Here is a 12,863-nt window from a genome sequence, read left to right on the forward strand (position 1 = left end):
CCTGATCACATTCTGATAGAATATTCAATTTTTCTTCTTTTGAAAACCATTTTCCAGCCATGAAAAAACTCCCCCAAGGCAAACAGATTTTTTTATTTCATCTGTCTACCTTTAGGGGAGCATATCATGAAAGGTCTGGATTTTTTTATCGCGCGTTATTTGGATCCTTCGTGGCGTTTTTTCAGCACGCTCAATACGTCATCAAGCGGAAGGGCCTGCTCTCTTAAAAGGACGAGCAAATGATAGAGGAGATCTGCTGCCTCCCATTTCAATTCTTCATGATCGCGGTTTTTCGAAGCAATGATCACCTCGGCGGCTTCTTCGCCGACTTTTTTCAGGATTTTATCAATGCCTTCCCGAAATAAATACGTCGTATAGGCGCCTTCAGGCATTTCAGCCTGCCGGCTGGCGATGACGGCTTCGAGCTCATTGATAATAGAGAAACGGCCGCCGCTTGCTTCCTTGCCGTCATTCAAGGATGAGAAGCAGCTGTAGCTTCCCGTATGACAGGCCGGGCCCTGCGGCTCGACAAGCACGACCAGAGCGTCGCGGTCGCAATCGAGGCGGATGTCTCTCACATGCTGAACATTGCCTGAAGTCTCGCCTTTATGCCACAGTTCTCCGCGGGAACGGCTGAAAAACCACGTTTCCTTTGTCTCGATCGTTTTTTCAAACGATTCTTTGTTCATATAGGCCAGTGTCAGCACTTCTTTGCTTGCTGCATCCTGGACGATCGCCGGGATTAAACCCGCTTCATTAAACTTCAATTCGTCTGCCTTTATCATCTTACATTCACCCCGCGCTCTTTTAGATAAGCTTTTACCTCTTTAACCGACGTTTCTTTGTAGTGGAAGATGGAGGCGGCGAGTGCTGCATCTGCTTTGCCTTCTTCAAACACGGCTCTCATATGCTCGGCGTTTCCGGCGCCGCCTGAGGCAATCACCGGAACCGGGACCGCTTCTGACACGAGCTTTGTCAGCTTGTGGTCAAATCCGTTCTTCTCCCCGTCGGAGTCCATGCTCGTCAGCAAAATCTCGCCCGCTCCCCGCTGAACGGCTTCCTTCGCCCATGACACTGCGTCACGATCCGTCTTTTTCCGGCCGCCGTGTGTGTAAACGAAATATTCGTCTTCAGCTTCATCGTATTTGGCGTCAATGGCGACGACGATGCATTGGGAACCGAAAAAGCCGGCGCCTTCGGCAATCAGCTCGGGGCGAAGGACAGCGGCCGTATTGACGGAAACTTTGTCCGCACCCGCTCTTAAAATCGTCTTCATGTCTTCCAGACGGTTGATACCGCCGCCGACGGTGAAGGGAATCGCAAGCTTTGCCGCCACTCTTTCCACAACGTCGACCATCGTTTTTCTTCCTTCATGCGATGCGGAAATATCGAGAAAGACGAGTTCATCTGCGCCTTCTTTGTCGTACACCTCTGCAAGTTCTACCGGATCGCCGGCGTCCTTCAGTTCAAGAAACTGGATCCCTTTGACGACACGGCCGTCCTTTACATCCAAACACGGTATAATGCGTTTTGTAATCACCTGGTCCCCACCCTTTCAAGCGCTTCAGGCACGGTGAATTGATTCGTGTATAAAGCTTTGCCGACGATTGCGCCGCTGACGCCTTCAGAGCCATGAGCCGCCAAAGCTTCCAAATCGCTAAGAGAGCTGACGCCGCCTGAGGCAATAACCTGTTTTCCGGTGGCTCCGGCAAGCTCTACCGTACTGTCAATGTTCGGTCCGGACAGCATTCCGTCTGTCGCAATATCGGTGAAAATAAAAACCTCCGCGCCTTCCGCGGCCAGCTTTCTGCCAAGCTCCACCGCCGTCACGGATGACGTTTCGAGCCAGCCTTCCGTCGAGACAAAACCGTCTCTTGCGTCAAGTCCAATTGCAATATGATGCTGGTACGTCTTCAGCATCTTTTTGACAAACGCCGGATCAGACACGGCCGAGCTACCTAAAATCACTCTTTCTACGCCATTTGAGAGATAGTCATCAACGTCTTTTTCGGTCCTGATGCCCCCGCCGACCTGCACTTTGACATTCAATCGATCCGCGATGGCTTTCACATGAACATCGTTGACTGTTTTGCCTTCTCTCGCGCCATCCAAATCGACGAGGTGGATCCATTCGGCCCCCTGATCTGCAAACAATGCCGCCATCTCAAGCGGGGAATCCCCGTATACCGTTTCCCTTGCATAGTCTCCCTGCACAAGCCTGACGCATTTTCCATTTCTCATATCGATGGCCGGATATATTGTAAACCCGCTCATGCTGTCACCTTCTGTTCTTCTGTCAATTGTTTGAATCGTTTTAAAATCGACATTCCGACGGTGCTGCTTTTTTCAGGGTGGAACTGGGCCCCGTATACATGATCAAGCCCGACGACGGCCGGTACGCGCACGCCGTAATCAGCGCTTGCCAAGAGAGCTTCCTCATCCATCCCGCTGACATAATAGGAATGGACAAAATAAGCGTAGCCTTCGTCAGCCTTCGTCAAAAGCGGTGAATCGCGGTGAATCGCGAGGCGGTTCCAGCCCATGTGCGGTACCTTTAAGCGGTTTCCCGCTTCATCTCGGGCTTCAAGCTTGACGGCCTTCCCTTTTAAAAGACCGAGTCCGCCGGTAATGCCCCGTTCTTCGCTTTCCTCGAACAACAGCTGCATGCCGAGGCAAATCCCGAGAAGAGGCTTCCCTTCACCGACCGCATCCCGTATAAAGGTCTTTAAATCCGTTTTGTTTAAAATCTCCATCGCATCGCGAAACGCGCCGACTCCCGGCAGGATGTAGCTGTCCGCTTTCTGCAGCTCGCTGATCCGCTCTGATACAATATAATCCGCTCCGATCCGCTCCAATGCTTTTGATACGCTGTACAGGTTCCCCATTCCATAGTCAATGACACCGATCATTTACAGCATTCCTTTCGTTGATGGAATTCCTTTCACGCGAGGGTCAATCATCGTGGCTTCGTCAAGCGCGCGGCCAAGCGCTTTAAAAATCGCCTCAATGATGTGATGCGTATTCGTCCCGTAGTGGACGATGACGTGAAGATTCATGCGCGCTTCCAGGGCGAGCTTCCATAAAAATTCGTGGACGAGCTCAGTATCAAATGTTCCGACTTTCCGGCTCGGAAGCTGCGCCCTGAACTCAAGATGCGGCCTGTTGCTCAAATCGACCGCTACCTGGGCGAGCGCTTCGTCCATCGGCACAAGGCTTGATCCGTAGCGTTTAATGCCTTTTTTATCGCCGAGCGCTTCCAAAAGCGCCTGCCCGAGACAAATGCCGATATCTTCTGTCGTATGATGGTCATCGATGTCCACATCGCCTTCGGCCTTGACGGAAAGGTCGAACTGGCCGTGCTTTGTAAATAAGTCGAGCATGTGCGTCATAAACGGCACAGCTGTTTGAATATCCGCTTCTCCTTGGCCGTCAATATTGAAAGACAGCTTAATATCCGTTTCATTCGTTTTTCTTGCCCGTTCGGCTTTTCTCATCAGTCTTCCTCCCCGTTTCTTGATTCGATGGCTCTAGCATGTGCTTCAAGCCCTTCCATTCTGGCAAAAGCGGCTATCCTTTCAGCGTTTTCGCGGAAAGCTTCCTTGCTGTATGAGATGATGCTAGATCGTTTTTGAAAGTCTTCGACGCTGAGCGGGCTTGAAAATCTCGCCGTTCCGTTGGTAGGCAGCACGTGATTCGGACCTGCAAAATAATCCCCGACAGGCTCAGAACTGTAGCGCCCCAAGAAAATCGCGCCGGCGTGCTTGATTTTTCCAAGCAGCGCCTCAGGATTTTCCGTTACGATTTCAAGGTGCTCCGGAGCAAGCTCGTTAACGGCAGTGACGGCGTCATCAATGGTTTCTGCTACATAAATACAGCCGTGATCTTCAATGGACTGCCGGGCAATGTCTTTTCTCGGCAGCTCTTCAAGCTGGCGGTTCACTTCTTTCTGAACGGCTTCAGCGAGTGAATGGGAATCGGTGACCAGAACGCTTGACGCCATCGCATCATGTTCAGCCTGCGAAAGCAGGTCTGCGGCGATTTCACGCGGGTTTGCCGTCTGATCGGCAAGAACGGCGATTTCGCTCGGCCCTGCAATCATGTCGATGTCAACCTGGCCGAATACCTCGCGTTTCGCCAAGGCGACATAAATATTGCCGGGCCCCGTGATTTTATCGACAGGGTATATCGTTTCCGTTCCGTGGGCCAGAGCCGCTATCGCCTGAGCCCCTCCGATTTTGTACATTTCTTTTATGCCGAGCTCAGCCGCCGCGACGAGAACCCCCGGAGACAGCTTCCCGTCCTTTCCCGGCGGAGATGCAAGCACAATCCGGCCGACGCCCGCAACAATTGCAGGAATGACATTCATCAGAACCGATGACGGGTAAGCCGCGGTTCCTCCGGGAACGTAAACGCCAGCCGAATCAAGCGGCGTGATTTTTTGCCCGAGCATCGTTCCGTCTTCTCTGTGGTAAAACCAGGAAGATGCCAGCTGCCGTTCATGATATTCTTTTATATTGGAAATCGCCGCTTTCAGCGTATCCACATCTTCCTGTTTCAGCATGCTGTAGGCTTCCTTGATTTCCTGTTCGGAAACGCGCGGATCGGATACAACGGCTCCGTCAAACCGCTTCGTAAAATCGGCAACAGCCGCATCCCCGCGTTTGATCACCTCGTCAATGATCGTGCGTACAGCTTTTCTTTGTTCTTCCGTTCCGGCGCTGATCGACCTTTTCAGCGAAACAGCGGTATTCCCGCCGATGGATTTGATCTTCATATTATCTATTCCCCTTCCACGATAAGCGCAAGCCTTGAAGCCATTTCATCGATGACATCGTCTTTCATCCGGTAGCTCACGGGATTCACGATAAACCGTGACGTAATGTCGCAAATTTTCTCGGTTTCCACAAGGCCGTTTTCCAAGAGCGTTTGTCCGGTTGACACAATATCTACGATCCGGTCGGCGAGACCGATGAGCGGGGCAAGCTCGATCGACCCGTTCAGCTTAATGATTTCGACCTGCTCTCCCTGTTCCCTGAAATAGCTTGACGCGACATTCGGATATTTCGTCGCCACTCTCGGTGCAACACCGCCTGCAGCAGCCTGCGGCAGACCGGCTACTGCCAGGCGGCATTTGCTGATCTTCAAATCGAGAACCTCGTAGACATCACGCTCTTCTTCAAGCATGACGTCTTTGCCAGCGATTCCGGCATCCGCCACTCCATGCTCCACATATGTTGTGACATCCATCGGTTTAGCCAGGATAAATCGAAGGCTTTCTTCCGGTACATCGATAATCAATTTTCTTGAATCTTCGAATTCTTCGGGAAGCTGATAGCCGGCTTTTCGGAGCAGTCCGGCGGCTTCATCAAAAATCCGTCCTTTCGGCATTGCAATCGTCAATCGTTTACCCATGCTGCTCTTCCTTTCCGGAACCGATAAAATAGGTCACGTTTTGAAAAGATTTCGTCATTTGATCGATGTTTTCGATCCCGGCTAAATCTTGGAGAACGACTTTTTTGCCCCTCCGCCGTTCTTCCTCTGCGAATTGAATGGCCTCTATCCTTTGCTCCGTGCTGAAAATGACGATATCCATTTTTTCTTGTGCATCTTCCGCGTTCAAAGCTTCAAGCAGCCTGTCGATACGGATTCCGAAGCCCGTCGCCGGAGCCGGGGAGTCGAAGCGGCCGAGCAGCTGGTCATAGCGTCCTCCGTTCCCGATCGGAAAGCCGACGTTTTCAGCGTATATTTCAAATAAAATACCGGTATAGTAGCTCATATGACTGACCATGCTTAAGTCGAGCCTGACGTCTTCTGCGCATCCGTAATCGCCGAGTGTCTGCCAAAGAGCTTCAAGCTGTGTAATCGCACTCTTTCCTTGTTCGCAATCGATGATCGCTTTAGCCGAGCCGCACGTTTCAATACCGCCCCTCAGCTTCAGAAGCTCAAGCAGCCTGTTTTTATCGATTGACGATAAATTCAGCGATTTCACGTGTTCGCGGTAGCCGACGTAATTTTTTTCATATAAAAAGCGCCGCAGCACTTGAGCCCTTTCTTCATTTCCCAAAACGTCCATAAATAACGCATCTGCGATTCCGATATGGCCGATCGAAATTTTAAAAGACGTAAGCCCCGCGTTTTTAAGCGCACTAACGACAAGGGCAATCACCTCGGCATCGGCGCTTGATGATCCGTCTCCAATTAGCTCGACCCCGACCTGTTCAAATTCTGCGGGACGGCCGCCTTCGCGTTCCTGCGCTCTGAAAACGTTCGCCGCATACCCGACGCGGATCGGATGATGTTGTTTCAAAAGCTGTGAAGCCGCCACCCTTGCAATGGGCCCTGTCATATCAGGGCGCAGCACAAGCGTCTTCCCTTCCTGATCAAGCAGCTTAAAAAGCTGCTGTTCTAAAATAGCTGACTGCACGCCGACCGTCTCATAAAACTCGAGCGTCGGAGTTTCCACAAATCGGTATCCCCACAGGCCGATCACATCAAGAAGTGCAGAACGCACCCTTTTCTTCGTTTCATAGAGACCGGGCAGCGTGTCTCTCATGCCGTGAGGCTTTTCGAACATAAACATCTGACTTGCACCCCCGTATACGTTTGAAGAAAAATTCCGAATCCTTTAGTTCGCTAATATGATAATATGCTAACAGATGAAAGAGTCAAAATCAATAACAGACTGTCCCACTTTTGTTAAAATGATTTCTTTTATTTTAAGAATGCCTTGATGATATAATCGTATAAAGAACAAATTTTTATTCTCTAAAACAGGACGGGAGACTGATATGAAATTCATCAAAGCGCTATTTTCTATTTTTTTCTTAACAGCTTTTGCCTTAGCCATTTTCATACTGTTTTCCAAAGATATGATCGGCCCGTTAATTCACGAAAACAGCCAAGCGAAAACGGGGGGAGAAGAAGTCAAAAGCAAAGAAGCGGACAATACGCTGGACGTGCCGTTAATCAAACAAATGGATGCTCCGAAGCTTTATAACGGATGCGAAGTCGCCAGCCTGGCGATGATCTTAAACTACAGCGGATATGATGTGTCGAAAAATGAACTGGCTCAAAAAATCAATAGAGTGCCGCTCACCTATCAAAACGGCTTAAAAGGAAACCCTAACGACGGATTTGTCGGCGATATGGAAAACGGCCCTGGCCTAAGTGTCTACCACGGTCCGATTTACAAGCTGGCCGCTTCTTATGCGGGCACGAAAGCTATCGACCTGACGGGAAAAAAGCCGGCGGCCATCTATAAACAGCTCAACAAAGGAAGACCGGTCTGGGTCATTACCACCGTAAGATTTGCCCCGGTCAATGATATGCAAACGTGGAATACGCCGTCAGGCAAGGTTGATGTCACCTACAGCGTCCATAGCGTCGCGATTACCGGCTATAATGATAAATACGTTTATTTGAACGATCCTTACGGCTACAAAAACAGGAAAGTCGACAGAAGCAATTTTGAAAAGGCATGGAAACAAATGGGCAGCCAGGCGGTTGTCATCGCTTCATAACAAAGAGGCTGGAATGAATCATTCCGGCCTCTTTTTCATATTATTTGATTCCTTTTTGAACAGCCTGCCAAATGAACTCTGATTCATGACAATAAAGAATATACAGAAACGCCGACGGGGATCTTCATGTTTCTAAGACGACATGCTGCTGATGATTCTGATCCGTATAGGGAAACGTCATCGAAGCTGTCTGTTGATCGTATGACGGACTTGCTTTTGCCTCATTGAATTTCATCCCGCTGCTTCATTGCATTTTGATCCGGATTTGTTACATCCCAATCGTATCCGCAAGAAGGGATTCCCATGATTTCCTTATCAGCGCTTATTTCTTGAACGGCAATCCTGAGGGAGCCTTTCACCCAGCCCATGCTTGGAACAGATCCCGGCTTGCTCCAGCTGCCATGCATACCCACAAACTCTTTTTCATCGTCATACCCCAAAACTTTTTCTATTGATTCTTTGATCACGTTCGAAAATAGCTCTATTTTCACTGGCTAAATAATTAAAAATGAATATACCGATTTTTAATCCGTTTTTAATTTACCGTATTTTCTAAATTTCCAATTTATTTATTTACAATCGTTGAATCTCCTTTTATGATAATACGGAAGTTGAATACCTCCCTTTCATTGCAAAAGAACCAGAACGAAAATGGCAGGCGGAGACAAAGGCGGGAGACATGGCTTTATATCAGCCAATACTAAATCTTTAGGAGGGTTTCGGTTATGAAAAAATTAGCAGGTTTGGTCGTGCTGTCTGGCTTGGTTGCCGGTTTGAGTGGACAGGCTTTTCCTGAAAAAGCCTCTGCCGCAGAGATCGTCCATCAAACGATTGTCGTTGAAAAAGGGAAGACTTATGATGGAAAAGGACAGCGTTTTACGGCTGGTCCGGAGCTTGGCGACGGCAGTCAGAAAGAAGGCCAAAAACCGATTTTCAAGGTGGAGAATGGGGCGACGCTGAAAAATGTCGTGCTTGGCGCACCGGCTGCTGATGGCGTTCACACTTATGGAAACGCTTCTATCAGCAATGTCGTTTGGGAGGATGTCGGTGAGGACGCCCTGACCGTGAAACAAGAAGGGAATGTCACCATCAACGGAGGATCTGCGCGTCTGGCCTCAGATAAGATTTTTCAAATCAACAAAGCGGGCACCTTTGCGGTGAAAAACTTCACAGCTGATCAAGGCGGCAAGTTCATCCGTCAGCTCGGCGGTTCAACCTTTAAAACTTCCGTCATAATTGACAACTGCACCATCACCAACATGAAGGAAGCCATTTTCAGAACGGACAGCTCAACAAGCACTGTCACGATGACAAACACAAGATACTCGAATGTCGGCAAAAAATGGATCGGAGTAAAACATGTTACGGAAAAAAACAATCAGGAATTCTAGCCATGAAAAACCCCCTCTGTTTACTCAGCGGGGGGTTCCATCCGTTTCTCCATTTCTTCTTTTGTATAAATGAGCCGCATCGGATTGCCGCCGACAAAAGCGCCCGGCGGGACGTCCTTATGGACGAGCGTTCCGGCGGATACGACGGCGCCGTCTCCGATGGTCACGCCGGGAAGGATCGTCGAATTGGCCCCGATCATCACTTCGTCGCCGATTGTGACCTCGCCGAGACGGTATTCTTTAATTAAATACTCATGGGCTAAAATCGTTGTATTGTAGCCGATCACGGTATTGCGGCCGACGGAAATTTTTTCGGGAAACATCACATCAAGCATAACCATCAAGGCAAATGAGCTTTGCTCTCCGATCTTCATCCGCAAAAACGTTCTGTACATCCAGTTTTTCATCCCGAGAAACGGTGTATAGCGGGCCGTCTGAATGACGATGAAGTTTTTGACCACTTTGAAAAACGGAACCGTTTGATAGACATGCCATAAGGAGTTGGCTCCTGACACCGGATAGCGCTTCGTGTTTCTCAAGCCGGTTCCACTCCGAGGATCGCAAGGAGATCGCTCATTTTGCCGAGCATATAGTCGGGCTGATGCTTGGCAAGGCTTGCTTCCCCTTTAATCGTCCAGGCGACGCCCGCCGTTTTTGTGCCCGCATGTTTCCCGGCTAAAATATCGTGGTAATTGTCGCCGACCATGATCGCTTCTTCAGGGCGGCTTTCGAGCTTGGAAAGCGCAAGCAGAACAGGCTCCGGATCAGGTTTGGCGCGCGTGACGTCGTCAAGCGTTACAACCGTCTCGAAGAATCGGTCAAGCCCTGTCAGCTTGAGGCCCATGTTGACGGTATCGCGCAGTTTTGTCGTCACGATTCCGAGCTTATACCCTTCTTCGGCCAAGCGGTCGAGCGTTTCGTAAACCGTATCATATTCCGTTACGAGCTGATCGTGCATTTTATGATTGAACTCTCGGTACATGCTGATCATTTCTTCCGCCTTATCTTTATGTATGCCGCTGAAGGTTTCGTAAAGGGACGGACCGATGAACGCAAGCACATCCTCCCTTTGATAACGCCCTGGGGCGTAATGTTCAAGCGTATGCAAAAAAGATGCAATGATCAGCTCATTTGTATTGATGAGCGTTCCATCCAAATCAAACAGAACAGTATTTATTTTCATATAAAGCTTCCTTTCTCTTGAACGGAATAGTCCGGCTTCCTCCAGAGGCGAGAAATCGCGATCGTCAGGAGGACCGCGGTGGCAAGCCTGATCACAAGAAGCGGCCAGACCGGAATGCCGAGCGGGATAAATACCAATGTATCTTCAACGACGGCATGGCAGGCGACGAGAAAAATGAACGCGAGCGTCACATCACTGTTGCTGACGCCGTCTTCTTCGACAGCTTTGATCATGACCCCGGCTCCGTATGCGAGCCCGATCACGAGTCCTGCAACCATTGTCATCGATGTATTTTCTTTCATCCCGAGCATTCTCGTTACCGGTGCAAACCACTTTGAGAAAACGTTCAGCCAGCCGAGGTCTCTCATATATTGAATGACGATCATCAGCGGGATGACGATCGCGGCAAGCTGAAGGATTCCCAGACCGGCTTTTGTGAAGGCTTCAAGCGCAATGTCAAACCAGCCCGTCGGAGCCGCGCCTTTTGCAGAAATCAAACCGTATTTTGCAGCCTCTCCTCCGCCGTGCCACAAGAGGTTGATAAAGATGGCTGAAAAGGCGGCAAGGCCGATGCGGACAAGCAAAATGAGCCATATTTTGATTCCGACCCTTGAAGCGACCGTCGACTCGATAATCAGGTTATGGCAAAATGACAGCATGACCGCCAGAATAAACACTTCCTTAACAGACAAATCGAGCGTTAATATTCCTGCAATCCCGGCATACAGGTTGAGCATGTTGCCTAACACGAGCGGTATCGCCGCTTCCCCCGAAAGACCGAAAACTCCCATCGCCGGCGTGATGATCTTGATCAGCCAGCCCATCACCGGGGTATGCTGGAGCAGGCTGACGATCAGCGTAACCGGAAAAATCACTTTTCCGAGCGTCCACGTCGTTTTCAGCCCCGCTTTCGCCCCGGCCTTTAAGGTTCCCTTCATTGCTGTCTCCCCTTTACATGCAGTCTACATCTCTTGATATCGTTTAATTTGATCGCCTTTAAACCGTCTGTACAGAATGAGCGCGACCGCGCAAACGATCAGAACAATCGAAATGACTTGGGCGATTCTGAGCGATTGCGTCAGCATCAGGCTGTCCGTGCGCAGGCCTTCGATATAGCAGCGTCCGATCGAATACCAGATGATATAGAGTAAAAACAGCTCGCCCCTTTTTAAATTCGCTTTTCTCAAAAGAAGTAAAATGATGACTCCCGTAAAGCTCCATAATGATTCGTATAAAAAAGTAGGCTGATAATATTGCCCGTTAATATACATTTGGTTGATGATGAAATCAGGCAAGTGCAGATTTTCCAAAAACGCCCTTGATACGGCGTCACCGTGCGCTTCCTGGTTCATAAAGTTTCCCCAGCGGCCGACCGCCTGGCCTAAAAGGATGCTCGGCGCCGCAATATCGGCGAGTTTCCAAAAGGAAATGCCCTTTACCTTTGAATAGACGATCCCCGTCAGCACGGCTCCGATAAGGCCGCCGTGGATCGCCAGGCCGCCGTTCCATATTTGAACGATCTGATCGGGATGTTTGCTGTAATAGTCCCATTGAAAAATGACATAGTACGTTCTCGCGCAAATAATCGCAATCGGTATCGCAAAAAGAACGAGGTCCACAAAAGTGTCTTTATGAAGCCCCCTTCGTTCGCCTTCCCTGACCGCCAGCCACAATCCGAGCAGCGCTCCGCAGCCGATAATGATCCCGTACCAGTGGACGGCAATCGGGCCTAAGTGAAAGGCAATCGGATTTAAAGGTTCAATCGTTTCATTCATATTGTCAACTCCTATTCTTCAAGCTCACCGTCTTCGATCACGTCCGCAAGCTTATTGGTGAATTGCTCAGCAGCGTTCAGGCCCATTCGCTTCAACCTGAAGTTCATGGCAGCCACTTCGATAATAACGGCGAGGTTTCGCCCCGGACGGACCGGAATGGTCAGCTTTGGAATTTCGGTATCAATGATTCTCATTTTTTCTTCATCAAGCCCTAAACGGTCATACTGTTTTCCCTGCTCCCAAAGCTCAAGGCTCATCACAAGGGTAATCCGTTTAAAACTCCTGACGGCTCCCGCGCCGAAAAGCGTCATTACGTTGATGATGCCGAGGCCTCTGATCTCAAGGAGATGCTCAATTAATTCAGGCGCACTCCCGATCAGCGTGTCCTGATCTTCCTGCCTGATTTCCACGCAGTCGTCGGCTACAAGACGATGGCCTCTTTTGACAAGCTCCAATGCAGTTTCGCTTTTTCCGACCCCGCTCTTTCCAATAATCAACACACCTACACCGTACACATCGACGAGCACGCCGTGGATCGCCGTCGTCGGCGCGAGCTGGCTTTCGAGGAAATTCGTCAGACGGCTTGACAGACGCGTCGTCTTCAACGGCGAACGCAGTACAGGGACGCCGTTTTGTTCAGAAGCTTCGATCAGTTCCGGGGGAATCGGCAAATCCCGCGAAAGGATGATCGCCGGCGTAATCTCAGTACACAAAGAAAGCATCCGCTGTTTTTTTTCTTCCTCAGGGAGTTTCTCAAAAAAGGTAATTTCCGTTTTCCCAAGCAGCTGGACCCGTTCTTTCGGATAATATGTAAAATATCCCGCCATTTCAAGACCCGGCCTTGACAAATCACTCATCGTAATCGGACGGTTGATTCCTTCTTCTCCGCTGATCAGTTCCAGCTTAAATTTATCCATCACATCTTTTGTTCGAACTTTCGGCACGATTGATGCACCCTCCTCTTCTCAGGTGAAGAAAAACTAGACATTCAGCT

16 protein-coding genes are annotated in these 12,863 nt (G+C 49.6%); 2 read left to right on the forward strand and 14 right to left on the reverse strand.

All coding sequences use genetic code 11. The features are described from left to right. Positions 1 to 155: 155 nt before the first annotated feature. From hisIE to V7126_RS09635, 8 genes are read right to left on the reverse strand one after another with little or no spacing between them, the layout of a single operon-like run. Positions 156 to 785: a bifunctional phosphoribosyl-AMP cyclohydrolase/phosphoribosyl-ATP diphosphatase HisIE gene (gene hisIE / locus V7126_RS09600; RefSeq protein WP_175075782.1), complete on the reverse strand. Its 630-nt coding sequence runs from the start codon at positions 783 to 785 to the stop codon at positions 156 to 158. After that, positions 782 to 1,540 carry an imidazole glycerol phosphate synthase subunit HisF gene (gene hisF, locus V7126_RS09605; RefSeq protein WP_046129497.1) on the reverse strand — a complete coding sequence of 253 codons (759 nt, stop codon included), beginning with the start codon at positions 1,538 to 1,540 and terminating at the stop codon, positions 782 to 784. Before hisF ends, hisIE begins: the two co-directional genes overlap by 4 nt. Beyond that, positions 1,537 to 2,274, reverse strand: coding sequence for a 1-(5-phosphoribosyl)-5-[(5-phosphoribosylamino)methylideneamino]imidazole-4-carboxamide isomerase (hisA, locus tag V7126_RS09610; protein WP_046129496.1), 738 nt, complete (start codon positions 2,272 to 2,274; stop codon positions 1,537 to 1,539). The genes hisF and hisA overlap by 4 nt, the downstream gene beginning before the upstream one ends. Then, positions 2,271 to 2,909 (reverse strand): imidazole glycerol phosphate synthase subunit HisH, encoded by a 639-nt coding sequence (gene hisH / locus V7126_RS09615; protein ID WP_046129495.1) that lies wholly within the window; start codon positions 2,907 to 2,909, stop codon positions 2,271 to 2,273. Before hisH ends, hisA begins: the two co-directional genes overlap by 4 nt. Further along, a complete protein-coding gene (hisB, locus tag V7126_RS09620; protein ID WP_046129494.1) occupies positions 2,910 to 3,494 on the reverse strand; it encodes an imidazoleglycerol-phosphate dehydratase HisB in 585 nt (194 codons plus the stop codon). Beyond that, complete coding sequence (gene hisD, locus V7126_RS09625) at positions 3,494 to 4,774, reverse strand: histidinol dehydrogenase (RefSeq protein WP_046129493.1); 1,281 nt, start codon at positions 4,772 to 4,774, stop codon at positions 3,494 to 3,496. Before hisD ends, hisB begins: the two co-directional genes overlap by 1 nt. A gap of 5 nt (positions 4,775 to 4,779) precedes the next feature. Beyond that, the gene (gene hisG, locus V7126_RS09630; protein WP_046129492.1) at positions 4,780 to 5,412 is read right to left on the reverse strand and encodes an ATP phosphoribosyltransferase; all 633 of its coding nucleotides are present in this window, start codon (positions 5,410 to 5,412) and stop codon (positions 4,780 to 4,782) included. Continuing rightward, entirely contained in the window at positions 5,405 to 6,580 is a 1,176-nt protein-coding gene (locus tag V7126_RS09635) for an ATP phosphoribosyltransferase regulatory subunit (protein WP_046129491.1), read from the reverse strand. Before V7126_RS09635 ends, hisG begins: the two co-directional genes overlap by 8 nt. A 208-nt stretch (positions 6,581 to 6,788) precedes the next feature. On the opposite strand from V7126_RS09635, the gene V7126_RS09640 reads away from it, so the two are divergent. After that, positions 6,789 to 7,520: a C39 family peptidase gene (locus V7126_RS09640; protein WP_046129490.1), complete on the forward strand. Its 732-nt coding sequence runs from the start codon at positions 6,789 to 6,791 to the stop codon at positions 7,518 to 7,520. 221 nt (positions 7,521 to 7,741) lie between these two features. On the opposite strand, the gene V7126_RS09645 is transcribed toward V7126_RS09640, so the two are convergent. Beyond that, complete coding sequence (locus V7126_RS09645) at positions 7,742 to 7,927, reverse strand: hypothetical protein (protein WP_157759346.1); 186 nt, start codon at positions 7,925 to 7,927, stop codon at positions 7,742 to 7,744. Between the two features lie 318 nt (positions 7,928 to 8,245). On the opposite strand from V7126_RS09645, the gene V7126_RS09650 reads away from it, so the two are divergent. Then, positions 8,246 to 8,911, forward strand: a complete 666-nt coding sequence (locus V7126_RS09650) for a pectate lyase (protein WP_046129488.1) — start codon at positions 8,246 to 8,248, stop codon at positions 8,909 to 8,911. Positions 8,912 to 8,931: 20 nt separating this feature from the next. On the opposite strand, the gene V7126_RS09655 is transcribed toward V7126_RS09650, so the two are convergent. Genes V7126_RS09655 through hprK form a run of 5 tightly spaced genes read right to left on the reverse strand, consistent with a single transcriptional unit; the run spans position 8,932 to position 12,813 of the window. After that, positions 8,932 to 9,450, reverse strand: coding sequence for an acyltransferase (locus V7126_RS09655; RefSeq protein ID WP_046129487.1), 519 nt, complete (start codon positions 9,448 to 9,450; stop codon positions 8,932 to 8,934). Then, the gene (ppaX, locus tag V7126_RS09660; protein WP_046129486.1) at positions 9,447 to 10,094 is read right to left on the reverse strand and encodes a pyrophosphatase PpaX; all 648 of its coding nucleotides are present in this window, start codon (positions 10,092 to 10,094) and stop codon (positions 9,447 to 9,449) included. The genes V7126_RS09655 and ppaX overlap by 4 nt, the downstream gene beginning before the upstream one ends. Beyond that, on the reverse strand, positions 10,091 to 11,032 hold the full coding sequence (locus tag V7126_RS09665; RefSeq protein WP_046129485.1) for a nucleoside recognition domain-containing protein: 942 nt from the start codon (positions 11,030 to 11,032) through the stop codon (positions 10,091 to 10,093). Before V7126_RS09665 ends, ppaX begins: the two co-directional genes overlap by 4 nt. Positions 11,033 to 11,056: 24 nt before the next feature. After that, positions 11,057 to 11,869, reverse strand: coding sequence for a prolipoprotein diacylglyceryl transferase (lgt, locus tag V7126_RS09670; RefSeq protein ID WP_046129484.1), 813 nt, complete (start codon positions 11,867 to 11,869; stop codon positions 11,057 to 11,059). A gap of 11 nt (positions 11,870 to 11,880) precedes the next feature. Continuing rightward, positions 11,881 to 12,813 carry an HPr(Ser) kinase/phosphatase gene (gene hprK / locus V7126_RS09675; protein WP_046129483.1) on the reverse strand — a complete coding sequence of 311 codons (933 nt, stop codon included), beginning with the start codon at positions 12,811 to 12,813 and terminating at the stop codon, positions 11,881 to 11,883. Positions 12,814 to 12,863: the final 50 nt, after the last annotated feature.

The organism is Bacillus sp. JJ675 (assembly GCF_036963165.1).
In the GTDB taxonomy this organism is placed as follows: domain Bacteria; phylum Bacillota; class Bacilli; order Bacillales; family Bacillaceae; genus Bacillus; species Bacillus glycinifermentans.